Source organism: Guopingia tenuis (assembly GCF_014384805.1).
GTDB classification, from domain to species: Bacteria; Bacillota; Clostridia; order Christensenellales; family Christensenellaceae; genus Guopingia; species Guopingia tenuis.
Window position 1 is genome coordinate 1 of record NZ_JACRSS010000006.1, and the last position, 18008, is coordinate 18008.

An 18008-nucleotide genomic window follows, 5' to 3' on the forward strand; every position below is an offset into this window, starting at 1 on the left:
CGGTGGCGATAGCTAAGAGGTACACCTGTTCCCATCCCGAACACAGAAGTTAAGCTCTTATACGCCGAAAGTACTTGGCTGGTGACGGCCCGGGAGGATAGGTAGCTGCCGGTATCTAAGAAAAATAGTGGTCTATGCATAGTTTCCATTTCTTTGCATAGACTAAAAATATAATATTCCTCCTTAGCTCAGTTGGTAGAGCGTTCGGCTGTTAACCGAAATGTCGTTGGTTCGAGTCCAACAGGGGGAGCCATTTCCGGTGGCGATAGCTAAGAGGTACACCTGTTCCCATCCCGAACACAGAAGTTAAGCTCTTATACGCCGAAAGTACTTGGCTGGTGACGGCCCGGGAGGATAGGTAGCTGCCGGTCTCTAGAAATAGAAAACCGTGAATCTTATATTCACGGTTTTCTATTTCTATAAAGATTTGAGATGATTTAGAGACTCGCTGAACACTGTGAAGCACATGAGTTGTTCTGCGAACAAATTTTAAAATTAAGAAATATGCATATTGAATAGCTTTAAAAATATTAAATTTATACCTTGCTTTTTCAAGCAGAGGATGAATAATCCAGTTGACACATTCTTTTTTTTCATATAAATTAATGGTAAGCATTTCTATTACTAATTCAATAAGAATTGGGGCACTTTGCAATGAAATATTTGAGCGTACTGATTAAGCCGGCGTCTTCTCTATGCAATATGAGGTGTCGTTATTGCTTTTATCGTGCCATAGCGGAAGAAAGGACGACGAGCAGTTATGGTATTATGCCAGGGGAGGTTTTAGAAGCAACAATACGTCAAGTATTTGAAGAAGCAGAAGAATCTTGCGCTTTTGGTTTCCAAGGAGGAGAACCCACTCTGGCAGGCTTGGATTTTTTTCAAAAAGCGATTGAATTGCAAAAAAGGTATAATAAGAAAAATATTACGGTTGTTAATTATTTCCAGACCAATGGTCTGGAAATAAATGACCACTGGGCGCATTTTTTTGCGGAAAATAAATTCTTGCTCGGGATTTCTTTGGATGGGCCTTCTGATTTGCATAATCTTAATAGATTATCTTTCGACAGAACTGGAACCTATGGGCGAATAATTAAAAATATTGAAATGCTAAAAAAATATGGTGTCGAATTTAATCTGCTGACAGTAGTAACAGGATATACGTCGAGAAAGATAACAAAGATATATCATTGTTTATCCCAAATTTCCTCCTATTTGCAGTTTATCCCATGCCTGGATTCATTATCTAAGAACCCTGATATAACAGAATTTTCCATGAACACAGAAAGTTTTTTTCGCTATTATTTGCAACTGTTTGATTTGTGGTATGCAGATTTAAAAAAAGGGAAATATGTGAGTATACGACATATTGACAACTTAATGGGAATGCTTGTGGGACGATCGCCAGAATGTTGTGCCTTGCAGGGCAAATGTTCACTTCAAATGGTAGTGGAAAGTGATGGAGGTGTCTATCCGTGTGATTTTTATGTGTACGATAAATGGCGCATGGGGAATGTCTCAGAATGCTCTTTTCAAGAAATGGCATCTTCAAAAATCGCAAAAGAATTTATAGCAGATTCATATCTATTGCCAAAAGAATGTGAGAGATGCCCAATATACGGACTTTGCAGGAACGGGTGTAAAAGAGAAAGGGATATCAACGGAAAATATATGTATTGTAGCAGCTTTAAGCAGTTTTGCATGGAACGTTGGCAAGAATTGCTGGATGCAGCCTCATTATGGTGCAATCATTAGGCTGATGGAGAAAAAAGAAATGAATATATTTATAATAGATGACGAAGTACCCATTCGGCAATGGATAGGGTACGCATTGGGGAAAATGGGATATGCTAACCAAGTCTGTCTTTTTCCTTCAGGGGATGCGGTATTAGAGGCGTTGAAAAAAAGCAGGCCGGATCTCGTTTTTCTGGATATAAAAATGCCGGGAATTAGTGGTATCGAAATTTTGCAAAAGTTAAAAGAACAAATCCCATCTTGCTATGTGGTGATGTTGACAAGCTATGAAGATTTTAATTACATTCGTAAAGCTTTGATTTATGGTGCCAATGAATATATTTTAAAAACTGAAATTGATGAAATAGTGATCAATGAAATTTTAGAAAGATATCAAAATAGCAGAAAAAAAAGCGAGGGCTATGTTTTTAAGACATATTTGGATATCGAAAATAAAATTTCTCGACTTTTGAAAGAGAAGACAGTGAATGAATCAATAGTCCTCAAGACATTGGGCATTAAATCTGGTCCAGATGACCCATATGCGATATTTACTATTGAAATGAGCAGTGAACTAAAATTTACGGGCTCGGTTGAAAAGGTACAGGATTATTTGAGATCCCGTTCTAGTTATAGCTTCATTTTTCGCAATGGGGATGGATATGTTTGCATTTTGGTGGATTTAGGGAGCCAAAAATTAGCTAGCAAATATAATGAAACAATAAACAATTATAAAACCTTTTTTGCAGATGCCTGGTTAGGGAAAGTGGGAAGGAGTATGCCGCATTACGATTTTTCGGAATTGATGAATGCGATAGAAGAAAGCAAAAGGGATCTAAGCGTGTATTTTTACGGAGAGACGATGAAAGAAGAGCCCAATACTCCCATGGACAGCTTAAAGGATGTGCTGCATCTAAAATATTGTGATGCAGTGCATCATATTGGTAGCAGTAATAAAAAGGGCGTTTATTTATGTATAACCGAACTTTTGGATTTCATAAGGGAAACCAGATTTCCGGATGTTATGTATGTTAAAAAGATATTTAATCAGTTGCTAAAAATGATGATAGAAAAAACGCTTAAAAAAATAGATACAACGGGCATAGAAAGGGAAATTTTTTCATGCAATACGTTTTCCAATCTGGAGAAAATTGTAATGTGCGAACTGGAGATATATGCAGAGAACCGTAAAAAAGGATATTCATATTTGGTCTCAGAAATCCTTGACTACATAGAACATTATTTTACAAAGCTAAATACATTGGGGGATATAGCAAGCCAATGTGGGGTTTCTGTGGAGCATATGTGCAGAGTATTTAAAAGTGAAACGGGAATGACTTGCAATACTTATGTCAATATGTTGCGTTTGAAAAAGGCTGAGGAGCTACTCACTGATACAAATCTGAAAATCAGCGAGATAGCGGAATTAGTAGGATATGGAAATATCAGTTATTTCTCCAGAGTTTTTAAAGATAAATATGGGATGAATCCATTTTCCTATAGGAATGAAATATCAAAAAAATAAAAGAATTGCTAAAATATTATGCTTTTGTTAAATAATTGGCAGATAGAGGAAACGATATCTGTCAATTATTTATTATTAATGCTAATTTATAATATGTTTTGCAGCAAAAAGCAAAGATATACTTAAAACAAGTAATAGAAATGTCAGGGTGGGGCACTAATGCTCCAAAAAAGGAGGAACTTATGAAAAAGAGATTGATGGGTTTATTGGGAACATTAATGATGGTGATGGTAATATTTGCTGGGTGTACCACACCTTCGATGCAATCAACGAATTCGACAGATGAAATGGCCCCTACGGAGAATACGGGGAATGAATTGACACATTTAAAGGTAGCAGTAATGCCGATGCAAATTTCTGCACCAGTCTATTATGCAAAAGAGATGAAACTGGACAAGGAATACGGACTAGACATTGAATTGGTTCTATTTTCCAGTGGCGCGACAATGAACGAGGCATTGGCATCAAATGAGTATGATGTAGCGCCCATTGGTGGGGCAGGAATTTTCGGAGTAGCGAATTATGATGGGATCTATATCGCGGATTATCAATATTTAACGGGGGGAGATGCGATATTTGCACAAAAGGGGAGTGAAGCGCTGAATGCCACCGGGAGCAATCCCACATATCCCGACATTAAAGGCAGCGCAGAAACGGTAAAAGGCAGCACCATCCTCTATACGCCAGGTACTACAAGCCAGATGCTGGTATCAAAATGGCTGACGGCATTAGGGATTGGTTCAGATGAGGTCAATCTGCTGGGCATGGAATATGCGCAAACCTTACAGGCATTTGAAGCAGGAGAAGCAGATTTTGCTTGCATGTGTTCGCCCTATATTTTCTCGGCGGATGACGCGGGTTATGAGAGAGTGGCAGATATAGAGACGCTGGATATGATCAATGTACATTCGATCATGGCAACCCGCAGTGCATATGAGAACAAAAAAGAGGCATTGGCCGATTTCGTTAACATGATTTATGATGCAAATGAGCAAATGATGAGCGACTGGGATACATACACGGAATGGGTAAAAAAATGGTATGAGACCAACGGCGCAGAAATTACGGATGAAGATGTTGATCGCGAATGCGAAATCAAAAAATATGTGGGATGGGATGATATTGATGAAGTAGAATATGGCGCTTATCACAAGGAATACGCGGAATTTTTCGTATCTCTTGAGCAGCTCACAGCGGATCAAGTCAAAACGGTGGAGGATAATACTGTAACAGATATTCTGGAACTGGCCAAAACAAGGCGGAAATAAAAAACAAGTGCTAATGTTTTTAGACGGGGCTGCACAGGAACTCCGTGCTTACCTGTGCAGCCAACGGAGGAAAAAGATATGGCAAAAAAGAATGCAAGAGATAGCCGTATTTGGCTTTCTATACAGAAAGAAAAGAAAGAAAAAAGAAAATATGTTCTTATTTCATGTGCATCTCTGTTAACGTTTCTGCTCATATGGGAACTTTGTACGGATATACTAAAATTGGCTCCATCATACGCAATGCCCAGTCCGTTGAAGGTATTTCGAAGCTTTGTTGCAAAGCTCTATCAAACAGCTCCGGATGGATCGACCTTGCCAGTACATATTGGAGTCAGTGTTTACACGGCATTGCTGGGCTTCCTGATGGGAGCGGTGATTGGAAGCCCTCTTGGAATTTTAATGGCTTGGTTTAAAACTCTAGACAGAATTGTTAAACCAGTGTTTGATGTACTGCGGCCCATCCCGCCAATTGCATGGATCCCAATTATGTTGGTGGTTTTAGGCATTGGTACGGCTTCTAAGGTTGCAGTAATCTTTATGGCATCCTTTGTCCCCTGTGTCATCAATGCTTATTCAGGAATCAAACAGACAAATGAAGTGCATATTTGGGTTGGAAAAACATTTGGCGCGTCAAGAAGCCAACTTCTGTTTCGAGTGGCAATACCGACAGCAATGCCCATGATTTTTACGGGAATAAAAGTATCTTTGGGAGCGTCGTGGATGGCACTGGTGGCGGCAGAATTGTTGGCATCAAGCAGCGGATTGGGCTATATGATTCAAATTGCCAGATCGGTGGGGCGTGCAGATATCATTATTGTGGGGATGCTGATGATCGGAGTTATTAGTATGCTGTTTTCAGCAGCCCTGGAGTATTTGGAACGGCGCTTTGTCAAAGGGGTGAAATAACGACGTGAGCAAGAAATGGAAAAACAGAATCTCAGTCGCTGCAAGCGGATTGATCGGATTGATTGCTGTAGTGGCAATTTGGTATCTGCTGGTGAAATACACTGAACTCGGAAAGGTAATGGCAGGGCCAGAGGAAGTTTTTGCGCTGATATGTAAATACTTTATAGAACCTGTAGGCAGAACAACACTGTTTGGACATATTGGTGCAAGTTTAGGAAGAGTACTCATTGGATATAGCATTGCAAGCCTTGCGGGTGTTACGCTGGGCCTGGCAATGGGGTACTCCAAAACTGTAAGAGCAATTGCAGCTCCGCTGTTTAATATCGTCCGCCCAATCCCGGCGGTTGCCTGGATTCCAATGACAATCCTTTGGCTTGGCATAGGCGAAGCTGCGAAGATATTTATCATATTTATTGGAGGGTTTGCAAACACAGTTATCAATTCTATGTCAGGTGTTCGGACGGTAGACCCAGTATTGATTGGTGCCGCACAGTTGCTAGGGGCTTCAAAATGGCAGACGTTTCGCAGGGTAATTCTACCTTCCAGTTTCCCCTATGTATTTGCGGGACTGCAAATATCACTATCGGGAAGCTGGATGTCAGTACTAGCTGCGGAGATGGTAAGCTCTCATGAGGGTGTGGGATGGCTTATTATTACTGGAATGAACAATGCAAATACGGCACAAATCATGGCAGGGATGATTCCCATAGGTGTTGTAGGATTCATTCTAGTGTCGCTCATGCGCTGGATAGAAAAAAAGCTATGTGCCTGGAATGACCGAAGCAGGTAGGGGGAGATATGGAAAATAGAATAGTTGTAAAGTGTAAAAACGTGGGAAAGACGTTTATTCAAGGCAAGGAAGAGAACGAAGTCTTAAAAGGGGTCAATCTTGCCATAAAGGAAGAAGAATTTGTAGTCTTGTTTGGATTGGCTGAGACCGGAAAAACAACATTACTAAATCTAATTGCCGGATTGGAGCCAGTTACAGAGGGAACCATTGAAGTGAATGACGAGATAGTAGACGGTCCCAAGCCGAACAGAGGGATGGTCTATCAGACGACATCGCTTTTCCCGTGGCTGACCGTGCTGGGCAATGTAGAATTCGGCCCGGCGGTGCAAGGAATAAAAAAGACGGAGAGAAGAAAAAAAGCGCAATATTATATTGATTTAGTGGGGCTGAGTGGATTTGAGAAAACTTATCCTATTAAATTATCTGGGGGTATGAAACAACGTGTTGGAATTGCACGGGCCTACTGTAACGAGCCCAAAGTTATATTGATGGATGAACCCTTTGGTCATTTGGACGCGCAGACGCGATATCTAATGGAAGAAGAAATTGAAAGAATTTGTGCAAAGGAAAAGCGGACGGTCATATTTGTAACAAACAATATTGAAGAAGCTGTATATTTGGCGGATAGAATATTGGTACTATCGGACAAACCATCGCATATCGTCAAAGAATATCAAATTGATCTGCCAAGGCCCCGAAATATAACGGCAAAGGAATTCCTCAGATTGAGAAAAGAAATTACAGATTTTGTGGAAAGATCAGCAGGGGAGGTGGACGGATGACACCAGGGGATAATATAGTAGAAGTCAGAAACCTGACCAAAAGTTTTGGTGATTTACTGGTATTGAATGACATATCTTTTGATGTGAAGCGTGGAGATTTTTTGTGTATTGTAGGACCGACAGGATGTGGAAAAACTACATTTTTGAACAGCCTGACAAAGCTCTATGACATTGACAGAGGGGAGATGCTGGTTAATGGCGAGAGCATTAATTTAAAAAAACATAACGTAGCGTATATTTTTCAGGAATATTCCACCATGCAGTGGCTTGATGTGGAACAAAATATTGGATTTGGACTGAAAATTAAAAAAAGACCCAAGGAAGAGATTCAAGAAAAAGTTGATAAAGTGATCAAATTGGTGGGATTAGAAAAATATAGGCACTACTATCCCAATCAGTTATCGGTCAGCATGTTGCAGAGGGTGGTGATCGCAAGGGCTTTTGCGACGGAACCAGCATTGCTGCTGATGGACGAACCTTATGGACATTTAGACTTGCAGCTAAAATATAAGTTAGAGGATGAACTCATAAACCTATGGGAAAAAACAGGGACAACGGTAATCTTCATTACACATAACATTGAAGAAGCCGTTTATTTGAGCAACAGAATTATAGTACTTACGAATAAACCGACAACGATTAAAAGGGAAATGTTGAATGGCCTCCCAAGACCAAGAGACATTGCATCACCAGACTTTATTGCTTTGCGAGATCAAGTGACAGAATTGATCAAATGGTGGTAAGGAGAAAATATGATGAAAAAACCAAATATATTGTTTTTGTTTGCTGACGATATGCGCTATGATACCATTGCAGCTCTTGGTAATCAGGAGATCAAAACGCCAAATCTTGATAAACTGGTGGAACAGGGGACATCGTTTCTCAATGCCCATATTCCTGGGGGCACGATTGCCGCCGTGTGCATGCCCAGCCGGGCTATGGTCAACACGGGGAGAAATATCTTTCATTTGCAGGAGTCGGGAAAAAGCATCCCTCAAGCACACGCGTTATTGGGTGAAACCCTCCGTCAACAAGGATATACGACATTTGGGACAGGTAAATGGCATAACTGTACAGATTCTTATGCGAGAAGTTTTAGCTGTGGAGACGAAATTTTTTTTGGCGCCATGTATGACCATTGGCGAGTTCCCACATATCATTTTGATCCAACAGGGCGGTATGCGAATACATTTCCTGAAGTATGCAATCCCGGATTCAATAATCTTACAACGGAACGTCATGCAGACCACATCAATTGGGGAATTCACTCCACCGATCTGTTCACTGATGCCGCTTGTAAATTTCTAAATGAGTATGATGGGGAGGAACCATTTTATATGTATGTGGCCTATATGGCTCCGCATGATCCGCGGTCTATGCCGAAAAAGTATATGGAGCTATACGATTTGGATAAAATCAGCCTACCGCCAAATTTTATGGAGAAACATCCCTTTGATTATGGAATGAATATGGTGCGGGATGAAAACCTGGCGGCAATTCCCCGCCGGAAAGAAGAAATTAAGCGGCATATCCGGGATTATTACGCCATGATCAGTCATACCGATGACCGTATTGGAGATATCCTGCAGGCGTTGAAGGATTCGGGAAAATATGAAGATACTATTATTATCTTCTCCGCAGACAATGGACTCGCGGTAGGACAACATGGCCTGATGGGGAAACAGAGTACATATGAACACAGCATCCGAGTACCGCTGGTGATGTGCGGTCCGGGAATTCCGAAAGGAGAGACAAGAGATGGATATGTATATCTTATGGATCTTTTCCCCACGATTTGTGATATGATAGGCTGCCAAATCCCGCATACAGTCGATGGAATCAGCTTTTATGAAACCATTGCGGATAATAGGAAAAAGAGCAGGGATACATTGTTTCTCATTTTTGGGGATAAGGTGCGAAGCTTTAAAAATGAAAAATATAAACTGATCGAATATAAATATGCAGATCTGCGGAGGACCCAACTCTTTGACCTAGAAAAAGATCCATGGGAGATAAACGACCTGAGCAGGCAAGAAAAAATGCAACCGGTGATTCATAAATTACGCGAAGAACTCAAAAAATGCGCAATGGAATGGGGAGACATGGATACTCCTGAGGGCAAACGCTTTTGGTTGGAATATATGCGCGTGGAAGAAGAGGAATCCGGCTTTTTGCAGGGATAAGAATATTTGTGAAGATAAAGAGTTAAAAAGAATGAAAAGCTTTATCACGACAGCGGATGATCTAAAAAGGAGATCTTTCCTGCCAGCTTGGTTTTAGGAAAAGGCGCTCATTTAGAGCGCCTTTTATAATGGGAGCAAGAGCCTGCTGGCTTTTATGGTAATTCTATAGCAACAACCATTGGCGTTGCAGTGGGAATGATTTTGTCATAAGAAGTTGCGATGCTTTAGCGGCGGCGAACATATTAGAAGGGTTGATTGGAGAGGCAGCTATAGAAGCCGTCCCGGCAATCAAAGTAAATGGCATATTTTGGCGTATTGATATTGGTACTTTTCATCGCTATACTGAGAGAAAAGTTTCCATGTTATGAAGTGAAATCTTGAATTCTGAAAATACGTATCGTTCTGAAAACTGGATTTTTTTCGGGAATTTTCGAATAGGGAGAGGGCCATCTCAAATAGCGGTGCCGATTCTGTTTTTCAAAAAAGCCTAAAAATGCAGTTGCTACCAGTTATTTATCATATTACTTATAACATTATGCTCTCTTATAAGCTATACGGTTATAAAAATGGATGGACTTTTTATTGTGTGCTGCTGGGAATTGTGGATGGACTAATGGACAACACTGGAGGCAAAGAGATGAACGTTCGAATTATCAGCAAGTTGTTTGTGACAGCCCATTTTCAGTAGTGGTGATACAACTTTATGACATAGTACTTTAAATGACAAGCTGAGGAAGAAAATGAAAAAAAGCGCGAAACTACAGACCATACTTTTATTCATGATAATGGGAATTTTGTTGTTCGCTATTACTGTGGTATCGGTACTGGTGAATCGTGTGGCGACGGCAGAGATTATTGCTCAGGTATCGGAGATGCGTCAGGATGTGTTAAACCAGGTATCAAAGGGTGTGGACGGCCTGATGCAGGAGGTGGAGCGAATTTCTGATTTTTATTATGATAACGTGACAAAAATAGAAGGGATTGATGCCTGGAAAGAACTGGAACACAAAGCGAGAGCCCGATTTAATGTGCTGGATATAGATTATAAAATCACTGTTACATTCAAAACTGGGCAGACGTATGTGAATGGCATCCAAAGTGGGGAGAGAATATATGAGAAACTGAATAAAAAAATTTGGTTCTCAAGATTGATGGGTAATAATGAAAAAATTATATGGTATACCGATTGGAGCGAAACAAAAGAAAAAATAGCCAAAATAGGTGCGGCACGCGGGATATATAATCAAACAACGGGAGAGATGTCCGGCATACTAATGATAGAGATGGATCATCGTTTGTTTTTAAAACAGTACAGTTCACTGCTGGACAGGAATTCAATTTATATCATCGACCAGAACGGAACAATCATATCAGATCCGGACGAAAACCGCATAGGGCTTTTATATTACAATATGAACAAATTTAACGAAATTTTTCGTGCATCTGATAACAAAGTAATAAAGAAATCAGGAATAGAATATTTGTATTCAAAATGCGATATCGCTAATAAAAACTGGATTGTTATAGAGGAAATTCCATTGCATGAATTGAGTCAGCCGCTGATCAGGATCAATCAGATGATTCTGGTAATTGGTGTTGCAGTGCTATTGGGAGGATCTGTGATTACAGTGGCGGCATCACATAGTTTAACAAAACCGATAAGCGACGTTTGCAAAAAGCTTGATGTTATTGGACAAGATGGATTGGCAAGAAGTGAAAGGATACGTCTTTCGTATAGAAGCTGGAAGGAGATCAGGATTATTGTAGAAAAATTTAACGCAATGATGGATAGGATCGACAATATGATTATAAATATGTCAAAGATAACCAGAGAAAAGCTAAAGACAGAAATGAGCTTTTTACAAATGCAAATACAGCCGCATTTTATGTATAATACATTGTTCTCTGTGAAGTGTATGATTGCCATGGGGGAAACAGACAAAGCCAATAAAATGATGGGGGCTTTTTTGACACTGATTCGGAACATACTGAATACTCCCAACGAAATGGTGACAATCGATCACGAAATATATATTATTAATGAGTTTATAGCCATAGAAAAGTTCCGATATGGGGATACGTTTGATGTGGTTTTGGAGTGCCCCGAGAGTTTGAAGAATTACAAGATACTTAGCCTGATTTTACAACCTATTGTAGAAAACAGCGTGATACATGGGGTGGCAGAAATGAGGAAGGGGGGAAAGATAAGGCTGAAAATATATGAGAAGGAAGACGTACTTCAAGTGGAAATCTGGAATAATGGAAAACCCATGACTCCGGAGCAAATTGCCAGTAGTTTCCGTCGCAGCCAGAATGGAGGCATTGGTCTATATAATGTGGAAAGAAGAATCAAATTGAATTTTGGAGATAAATATGGAATAAAAATCATCGCGGGAGAGCTGGAAGGGACGACGGTCACTGTAACCATGCCAATCATAAAATGAGAGACAGCCGGCGCCCCAGAAAAAGGTGCTATCTTGAGTCGGGTGGAACGTGCGGCGGAGGAAGCAGCAGCAGATATTCTTCCCAGCGGTATTCCCGAATGGGCATGACGGGATGCTGCGGATCGTCAAAAATGAGAACCAATGCAGGCGATATTTGATTGTGGCGCTGGGTGAAATAATATTCGCGCAGTTTTCCCTCTCGAATCAGCCGTTTGGCTGTGGCGTGGTAATTGAAATATCCGGGCATATGCGTTTTTCTCCTTTTGATACTAGGATGCCCTATCATGGGAAAAATACGCGGAATGGCCTTGGAGAAATGCGGCTTAATCTGGTCCCCCCCTGGAAAGGCGGAATACCTTGCGGCGAACATGGCTTCGGAAGAGTGGGCCAGATTATTATGGAGGACTATGGCGGGAACATGCCGCCGGATATGCTTCCTGCTTTTGCTGGCCTGCATATATTGACGGAGGAGAACTAGAAAAGACTATCTCCTTTTGGAAGAAAGCAAAAGGGGAACGGGAGGGCCTTTGTCCGCGCCAAGGAATATATCACCCGCAGGATTGTTTTGCCAGATGATACAATCAACCGCCGGAAAGCGAAAGGACACGGAATCTGCGCAGACAGAAGGACTCTGGGTGTCGCGCATTGTTTCAATCGAACCCTGGAAAACAACCGGCAATGCCTGGAAAACGGGAAACAGGAAAAGGGATTCCAGCATTTGCCGGAACCCCTTCCCCTGTGTATTGCAATTGATGATGAAATTTATCTGCATGTAATATATTCAGTAGTAAATGGATAAGTTGTGGTTCCGCTGGCGTTAGTTGCGAACAATGTTCCTGTCAGCTGATACCGGGTGCCGCTGGTTCTGTCCAGCGTCTGCGAGAAAGTATAGCTTTTAGCGTTTGTTGCATATTTTTCCGACCAGGATGCACTGGTGCCCCAACGGCTGCCAGTCCAATATTGCAGCACCAAATTACTCCGGAAACCGATTTTGGTGCATGTGGTGAGAGTCTGAGGCTTGACATATACACTGATTTTTCCAACCGCAGGACTGGAAATAGAAATAACAGGAGCCTTAAAAACAGGTGCAGCATAAGTGGAAATGCCAGAAGTCTCCGAATAATATTGATCAGTAAAATAAGGATCTTTGGATGCGATGCCGGAAGTCGGCTCATCCGAACCGGCAAAAGCTGTAGGTACAATTGCTATGCAAAGCAGCAAACAAAAAAATAATGCAAACATTCTCTTCTTCATTGATTCGTCCTCCTATTGTTATTATCATTTAAACGATGCAACTATATCCTGCGCAATTTCAAGCGGTTGCCTAATACAGTCAACCTCATAGATTTCATTGCCAATATTCCAATTAATTGTAATACTGGAATCTGCACGAGTTGCTGTTGTATACAGGATTCCATTACTCCAATATTGTCCCAATTCGGCATCTTGTGTATCGATACCTGTTTGCACCGCTCCATCTGAATGCCACATATGAATTACTGATACTAATAAGTAATCTTCGTCCCCTTTCATATACCGGATCGTCATACTCGAAGTAAACGAATCCGGGAAAACCTCCACACTATCCAGCTCATAACCCTCGGGAATCCAGGAAGGGAGCATAGGCGTGAAACCAGCCGCCTGCACAGCCTCCTCAATGCTGGTAAATACCATGTAATTGTTTTCGATGGGAGGATCTTCTCCCTTGATATCATCCGTGAAAGTTCCCGTTGGCAACGGTTCAAACTGCTCAGAAGGTGTATAACCGACCTGCAGATATCTGGAATCCCAATGGAGAATTGCCTGCCATACATTGATCCCAAAGGCGGAAGCCACTCCGGTTCCCGCAAAGAAAAAAACCACAACAGAACACGCAACGGCCACCCACCGGGGCAAACGCCGGACGTGTTCCCTTTGTTTTTCCTGAGGATCGATATATACGGGAGTGCGGCACTCATCATTCAGGTATTCTATTGTCTCCAAACACTCTTCGATCAGAGCCGCATCCCGCTGATCCTCCGGCTTTTGCATTTCAGCCTGGATAGCCTCTAACAACTGGTGCCGTAACAGCACTTCGGATTCGGTTAACGTATTGATTTTTGGTTTCCGCCGAATCCAATTCATTTCATTTTCTCCTTTCGCCTATTTATTCCTGTGAATTCCTGATTCTTACAAATAAAATAATAAAAAATTTAAAAATATACGCATCCCGGAAGCGATATGCATCCACATAAATTTTTATTCATCATGAATATAGCGGAGTACCTTAATTTTAATCCGGTGCAGCCGGACATAAACTGTGGAAGCGCTGACTTTATATTTTTTGGATAGTTCTTCAATCGAGACATTATCAAAATAATAATCCGAAAAGATCCGCATTTCTTCTTCGGTGAGTATGTTTTGGAGGATTTCTTCGCGCTGTTCCACGATATCCTGCTCTTTGGCTATCGCCCAGACATCTTCATCGCCGCGGAATGAGGGGATGGGGCCGAGATATGTCTCCAAAGGAATGACCCTTTCCTCTCTTTTTCTTTTGCGGAGAATATGATAAACCATATGTTTTGCTGTCAAAGCGAACCATCCGCCGACATTGGCGTGCGTCCGCAGGGTATCCAGCTTGTTCCAAGCGCACAAAAAGACATTTTGCAGGCAGTCTTGCGTATCTTCCAAATCCACAAGATATCCGCGGCAAAAACGGTAAACAAAAGGAGAATACTTATCGTAAAGCTCCTTATAGAATTGTTGATCCGATTTCTTCGTGCACAATTCCAATCAACCTCACGGGCAGACAAATGATAGATTTTTTCAGATTTTCCAATGATTACCTGTATTATCTCATACTGTGTCGAAATATGCAAATGTTATTTATCTATATTAACAAATGAATGAAAAATCTTATAAATATTTTGAAAATAAGCTTGAAAGATTATGGATAAATGAGAGATAATTATAATGAAAGAGATCTCAAGGATATAAACAATAATTTGAAGCAATGGAACAAGGCAAAGTTGGAAGCCGGTTTTTTGGTATTGCAAAAACCAAATGGTTAGATTTTGTAAGCCCTTGTGTCATACGCGCTTATAGCATATTGCAGAATGGATAATCAGAAGACCAAACGAAGAAATGCAGGCGGGGAACAGCCTGGTATGTTGAATCAAAAGGGGATTGCGGAGGAAAAAACATGAAACGGAAAAGAACGCTGCGGCTGCTGGCTTTCATTTTGACGTCTCTCCTGCTCCTGGCCGGCTGTCAGCCGACACCGGAACAGGAGATTGTTCATCAGCTCACCGAGGAGCAATACAGTAAGACTGCTTCGCCCGGAGCGAATCTGGAGGTTTTGCGGCAGGCGGGAGAAAAATGGGAGGAGAGCTTTACCGCATATAATGGGAAGCTAAAAGTGCGGATTTCTGCAGATATCCAGACACCCAACCATGACGAATGGCCGGTATACCGTATCAAACTGATAGATTATACCCAGGACATCATCGATCCCATTGCTAATATAATCTTTGGGGATGCTATCAACCATTTGGAACGAATGGGGAAAGCCATGATTAAGGAGGATTTCCAAGATCTCATTATCGAACAAAAAGCAAAAATTGAGCTAAAGAAAAAAGATGAGAAAGCAATAGACAGCAGCCTGGAAGAACTGGAAGATCAATTGAAAGAGCTGGAGCGACTGATGGCGGAGGCGCCGGAAACCAGCGACTATGAAAAGGCTACCGCTCAACTGGAAAAGGACAGCGGAGGAAATGTGAGTATCCAGGTCTGCGGCGAGGCCGGGCGTGGAATAAAAGCCTCTTTTTGGGTCGAGAACAATGTGGGAAGAGGTGTTGGGAGCTTTTTACGGTATTGGAATACCGGCATTTCTATGCAGGATCAAAATGCGTGTGCCCAATATACAAATATTTTTCCCATGGATACTTACACCGTTGATATCCAAAAAACACGGGAGGAGGCCCTGCAGGAGGCGGAAGATTTTCTAAAAAGCATTCAGGTGACAGATTACAAATTTGAGGGTTCGGAAAAAGCTTATGGAGTCTATAAAGTGCAGACGCAATCCTCCGAGCAGTTTTCCCAGGTCGCCTATGGATTCGTGTTCACCCGCCCCTATAATGGGCTGCCCCGCTCAGTATTGTCGGTTTGGGACGACTATATTACGGGAGGAACCGGCAATATGTCGGATGGATCATCTTACCGCCTAGCATTGGAAAATGATTCCATAACGGTAATTGTAGACGATGAAGGAATTGCGGGCTTTCAATGGTACAGTCCCACTGAAATTAACGGGACAGACACGGAAAACGTGCCCTTGATGCCCTTTGACGAGGCAAAAAATGCCATACGAAATGGCCTCAAGACAAAATATACATATTTGGAGGAAAATCCGGATTCCGATGCACAGGAGATAGAAATTACGCAGATCCGCCTGGGGTATGTGGTGACAAATATCAAGGACAACTATTCGGAATACCGCACGGTTCCCGCCTGGATCTGTTATAACGGGGATACGCCGGTGGTTGGCATCAATGCTACGGATGGAAGCGTGCTATAAAAGTGGCCTGCTTTTATTTGGTTATCCAAATGTATAAAACTTCTGAACAATTTCGGGAGAGACAGGAAACATCCCAGGCTGCATCGAAAGAAATAATCAGCAAAACCAGGCAATATTCCCATCTTTTTTTGGAATGAAACGAACGGATATATTTTAGGAGTGAACCCTATGAACAGCATCCGGCAAGCAATGAGCAGCAAAGTGTTTTGGATTTGTGCGGCGGCCTTCGGCCTGTCGGTTTTTCTGGCGTCTGTGGAGGCTATTGCCGGCGCTGTGCAGGGCCTGGGGGAAGGGGGAATGCTGGAATGCGGCTTCCATGGCTATCTGGTTCTGGAGGCGCTTTCCAAAAATGCGCTGCTTCTGGCGCTTCCCATCCTCTGCGCCCTCCCGTATACGGCCTCTTTTGTAGACGATGTGAAGAGCGGTTTTATAAAGGAATATCTTCCCCGGACCACCATTGCAGGCTATCTGCGGGGCAAAATTGCAGCCTGCGGGCTTTCCGGCGGACTGGTGCTGGTTCTCGGGCTGTTGTTTGCCTATGGCCTCTCCGCCCTGGTTTTCGCTCCTATGGAGGCGCCTTTGGCGGAAGGGGAGGAAGCTGTACCCTATTTTGTGGAACTCATCCGGGTTTTGCCGCTGTTTTTCTGTTCCGGGGCTTTCTGGTCCCTTGTGGGGATGACTTTTGCCGCCATGACAAAAAGCAAATATATGGCCTATGCCAGCCCCTTCATCTTCTATTATATTCTGATCATTTTGAATGAGCGGTATTTTCCGTCATTTTATATACTCTATCCCAAAGAGTGGCTGGCGCCCGGCGAATACTGGCCGCTTGGGAACTGGGGCGTCGTCCTGCTGCTGCTGGAGCTGATCGCTCTCATCTCCCTGGCCTTCTGGATTGCGGCGAAACGGAGGATTGAACGGCTATGAAAACCATCAAACGGTCTTTTTCGGTGGCGGGATATAATTTCCGGCAATGGCATAAAAACCCGCGCATTTTCATCACCTTTGCCCTGGCCTTTATCCTTTGCTTTCTGCTCTCGGATAAGGCGGTGAAATTCGCAGAGGAATACGGAACGACGATGCAGCTGGTGGAGGCGTTTGTATGGACCTTTGGCGACAGCAACTCCATCCTGCTGTCCTCACTTCTGCTGGTGCTTCTGTTTGCGGATATGCCCTTCCTTTCCAGCGGCACGCCCTTTTATCTCGTGCGCATCGACCGGAAGACCTGGCTGCTGGGGCAGGCCGTCTATATTGCCGCCGCGACGGCCATCTATCTGGTGTTCATTCTGGTATCCACGGCGCTGGTCTGCATGAGCAATTCCTTCATCGGCAACCTATGGAGCGAGACGGCGGCCATTTTGGGGTATTCCGGAGCGGGGCAGCAGGTGGCCCTGCCGGCGCTGGTCAAGACGCTGGAGATGTCCACCCCCTATGCCTGCATGGGAACCATCTTTTTGCTGATGCTTTTATATGCCCTGCTTCTGGTGTTTATCATGCTGGTGTTCAACCTCTATAAGGGCCAGGCGGCGGGCGTCATCAGCGTGTTTGTGTTCAGCGTCTATGGATTTATCTTAAATCCCCAAACCATCAAGGCGGTGTTTCAGCTCTCGGATGAGCTGATGTATAAGGCCAATGTGGCCGTGGGCTGGCTCTCCCCCTTAAACCACGCCACCTATCACATGCATAATTTTGGCTATGACCTGCTGCCCCGGCTCTGGCAGACCTATGCCCTTTTCGGCGGGCTGATCCTTCTCTGCTATTTTCTGGCGCTACACGCCATTCGCCGGTATAACTTTAACTTTACAGGAACGGAGGGATGAG

16 protein-coding genes, 1 tRNA gene and 2 rRNA genes are annotated in these 18008 nt (G+C 42.8%); 15 read left to right on the forward strand and 4 right to left on the reverse strand.

Annotated elements, in window-relative coordinates:
• The 12 genes from rrf (H8693_RS09840) to H8693_RS09895 all read left to right on the forward strand — a co-directional run.
• Positions 1–114: ribosomal RNA gene (gene rrf / locus H8693_RS09840) — 5S ribosomal RNA — on the forward strand; the annotation flags it as partial.
• A gap of 63 nt (positions 115–177) precedes the next feature.
• Positions 178–253, forward strand: a tRNA-Asn gene (locus tag H8693_RS09845).
• A gap of 2 nt (positions 254–255) precedes the next feature.
• Positions 256–371: ribosomal RNA gene (gene rrf, locus H8693_RS09850) — 5S ribosomal RNA — on the forward strand.
• A 283-nt stretch (positions 372–654) separates the two neighbouring features.
• Entirely contained in the window at positions 655–1755 is a 1101-nt protein-coding gene (locus H8693_RS09855; RefSeq protein WP_249280826.1) for an anaerobic sulfatase maturase, read from the forward strand.
• A 19-nt stretch (positions 1756–1774) separates the two neighbouring features.
• Complete coding sequence (locus tag H8693_RS09860) at positions 1775–3259, forward strand: response regulator (RefSeq protein WP_249280827.1); 1485 nt, start codon at positions 1775–1777, stop codon at positions 3257–3259.
• 182 nt (positions 3260–3441) lie between these two features.
• Positions 3442–4527 carry an ABC transporter substrate-binding protein gene (locus H8693_RS09865; protein WP_249280828.1) on the forward strand — a complete coding sequence of 362 codons (1086 nt, stop codon included), beginning with the start codon at positions 3442–3444 and terminating at the stop codon, positions 4525–4527.
• 78 nt (positions 4528–4605) lie between these two features.
• The gene (locus tag H8693_RS09870; protein WP_249280829.1) at positions 4606–5433 is read left to right on the forward strand and encodes an ABC transporter permease; all 828 of its coding nucleotides are present in this window, start codon (positions 4606–4608) and stop codon (positions 5431–5433) included.
• 4 nt (positions 5434–5437) lie between these two features.
• Positions 5438–6223 carry an ABC transporter permease gene (locus H8693_RS09875; protein WP_249280830.1) on the forward strand — a complete coding sequence of 262 codons (786 nt, stop codon included), beginning with the start codon at positions 5438–5440 and terminating at the stop codon, positions 6221–6223.
• Positions 6224–6231: 8 nt separating this feature from the next.
• A complete protein-coding gene (locus tag H8693_RS09880) occupies positions 6232–7005 on the forward strand; it encodes an ABC transporter ATP-binding protein (RefSeq protein WP_249280831.1) in 774 nt (257 codons plus the stop codon).
• Entirely contained in the window at positions 7002–7748 is a 747-nt protein-coding gene (locus H8693_RS09885) for an ABC transporter ATP-binding protein (protein ID WP_249280832.1), read from the forward strand. The genes H8693_RS09880 and H8693_RS09885 overlap by 4 nt, the downstream gene beginning before the upstream one ends.
• 12 nt (positions 7749–7760) lie before the next feature.
• Entirely contained in the window at positions 7761–9188 is a 1428-nt protein-coding gene (locus H8693_RS09890) for a sulfatase-like hydrolase/transferase (RefSeq protein WP_249280833.1), read from the forward strand.
• A 740-nt stretch (positions 9189–9928) separates the two neighbouring features.
• A complete protein-coding gene (locus H8693_RS09895; protein WP_249280834.1) occupies positions 9929–11632 on the forward strand; it encodes a sensor histidine kinase in 1704 nt (567 codons plus the stop codon).
• A gap of 28 nt (positions 11633–11660) precedes the next feature.
• Here H8693_RS09895 and H8693_RS09900 read toward each other — a convergent pair whose 3' ends face one another.
• The 4 genes from H8693_RS09900 to H8693_RS09915 all read right to left on the reverse strand — a co-directional run bounded on the left by H8693_RS09900 (position 11661) and on the right by H8693_RS09915 (position 14404).
• Complete coding sequence (locus tag H8693_RS09900) at positions 11661–11879, reverse strand: thermostable hemolysin delta-VPH (RefSeq protein ID WP_249280835.1); 219 nt, start codon at positions 11877–11879, stop codon at positions 11661–11663.
• Positions 11880–12394: 515 nt separating this feature from the next.
• The gene (locus H8693_RS09905) at positions 12395–12886 is read right to left on the reverse strand and encodes a hypothetical protein (RefSeq protein WP_249280836.1); all 492 of its coding nucleotides are present in this window, start codon (positions 12884–12886) and stop codon (positions 12395–12397) included.
• 24 nt (positions 12887–12910) lie between these two features.
• A complete protein-coding gene (locus H8693_RS09910) occupies positions 12911–13756 on the reverse strand; it encodes a DUF4367 domain-containing protein (protein WP_249280837.1) in 846 nt (281 codons plus the stop codon).
• A 114-nt stretch (positions 13757–13870) separates the two neighbouring features.
• Positions 13871–14404: an RNA polymerase sigma factor gene (locus tag H8693_RS09915; protein WP_330605758.1), complete on the reverse strand. Its 534-nt coding sequence runs from the start codon at positions 14402–14404 to the stop codon at positions 13871–13873.
• A gap of 409 nt (positions 14405–14813) precedes the next feature.
• Between H8693_RS09915 and H8693_RS09920 the strand changes: the two genes are divergently transcribed.
• From H8693_RS09920 to H8693_RS09930, 3 genes are all read left to right on the forward strand, one after another.
• Entirely contained in the window at positions 14814–16187 is a 1374-nt protein-coding gene (locus tag H8693_RS09920; RefSeq protein ID WP_249280838.1) for a DUF6034 family protein, read from the forward strand.
• 168 nt (positions 16188–16355) lie between these two features.
• Positions 16356–17114, forward strand: a complete 759-nt coding sequence (locus H8693_RS09925; RefSeq protein WP_249280839.1) for a hypothetical protein — start codon at positions 16356–16358, stop codon at positions 17112–17114.
• Positions 17111–18007 (forward strand): hypothetical protein, encoded by an 897-nt coding sequence (locus H8693_RS09930; protein ID WP_178619026.1) that lies wholly within the window; start codon positions 17111–17113, stop codon positions 18005–18007. The genes H8693_RS09925 and H8693_RS09930 overlap by 4 nt, the downstream gene beginning before the upstream one ends.
• Position 18008: the final 1 nt, after the last annotated feature.

Excerpts from the sequence above, each read along its gene's own strand:
- H8693_RS09855 (WP_249280826.1), top strand. The coding sequence starts at position 655 with ATGAAATATTTGAGCGTACTGATTAAGCCGGCGTCTTCTCTATGCAAT.
- H8693_RS09925 (WP_249280839.1), top strand. The coding sequence starts at position 16,356 with ATGAACAGCATCCGGCAAGCAATGAGCAGCAAAGTGTTTTGGATTTGT.
- H8693_RS09905 (WP_249280836.1), bottom strand. The coding sequence starts at position 12,886 with ATGAAGAAGAGAATGTTTGCATTATTTTTTTGTTTGCTGCTTTGCATA.
- H8693_RS09890 (WP_249280833.1), top strand. The coding sequence starts at position 7,761 with ATGAAAAAACCAAATATATTGTTTTTGTTTGCTGACGATATGCGCTAT.
- H8693_RS09920 (WP_249280838.1), top strand. The coding sequence starts at position 14,814 with ATGAAACGGAAAAGAACGCTGCGGCTGCTGGCTTTCATTTTGACGTCT.
- H8693_RS09880 (WP_249280831.1), top strand. The coding sequence starts at position 6,232 with ATGGAAAATAGAATAGTTGTAAAGTGTAAAAACGTGGGAAAGACGTTT.
- H8693_RS09885 (WP_249280832.1), top strand. The coding sequence starts at position 7,002 with ATGACACCAGGGGATAATATAGTAGAAGTCAGAAACCTGACCAAAAGT.
- H8693_RS09860 (WP_249280827.1), top strand. The coding sequence starts at position 1,775 with ATGAATATATTTATAATAGATGACGAAGTACCCATTCGGCAATGGATA.
- H8693_RS09870 (WP_249280829.1), top strand. The coding sequence starts at position 4,606 with ATGGCAAAAAAGAATGCAAGAGATAGCCGTATTTGGCTTTCTATACAG.
- H8693_RS09865 (WP_249280828.1), top strand. The coding sequence starts at position 3,442 with ATGAAAAAGAGATTGATGGGTTTATTGGGAACATTAATGATGGTGATG.
- H8693_RS09895 (WP_249280834.1), top strand. The coding sequence starts at position 9,929 with ATGAAAAAAAGCGCGAAACTACAGACCATACTTTTATTCATGATAATG.
- H8693_RS09930 (WP_178619026.1), top strand. The coding sequence starts at position 17,111 with ATGAAAACCATCAAACGGTCTTTTTCGGTGGCGGGATATAATTTCCGG.
- H8693_RS09900 (WP_249280835.1), bottom strand. The coding sequence starts at position 11,879 with ATGCCCGGATATTTCAATTACCACGCCACAGCCAAACGGCTGATTCGA.
- H8693_RS09910 (WP_249280837.1), bottom strand. The coding sequence starts at position 13,756 with ATGAATTGGATTCGGCGGAAACCAAAAATCAATACGTTAACCGAATCC.